We start from the raw sequence: 279 nt of genomic DNA on the forward strand, positions 1-279 counted from the left end.
TGTCGAACTCCCACACATCGTTCGGTTGACCCATCCAGGGGTACATTTCCTCGATGGCAGTGCGGTATTTGTTGTTGTAGGCATCCGGGTTAGTGGCATAGGTAAAGGCCACTTTGTTTTCAGCCAACCACTTGACCATCCAGCGGCGCAGGGATGACTGACTGGGGATATGCCATCCCAGCTTGTTCATCGCGCTGTACTCAGTGGCGAGCTCATGCAGAGCGCCCCACTTATTGGCCAGGTGTGGCTTGGCAGTCACCAATGCGGTAAGGAACTGGG

The 279-nt window shown here is 55.2% G+C and carries 1 protein-coding gene; it reads right to left on the bottom strand.

Translation table 11 applies throughout. The features are described 5' to 3' along the window. The coding region (locus ACW5W8_RS24060; protein ID WP_498630931.1) for a hypothetical protein at positions 1 to 190 on the bottom strand (190 nt) is incomplete at its 3' end. Positions 191 to 279: the final 89 nt, after the last annotated feature.

It is taken from the genome of Aeromonas aquatilis (genome assembly GCF_054052405.1).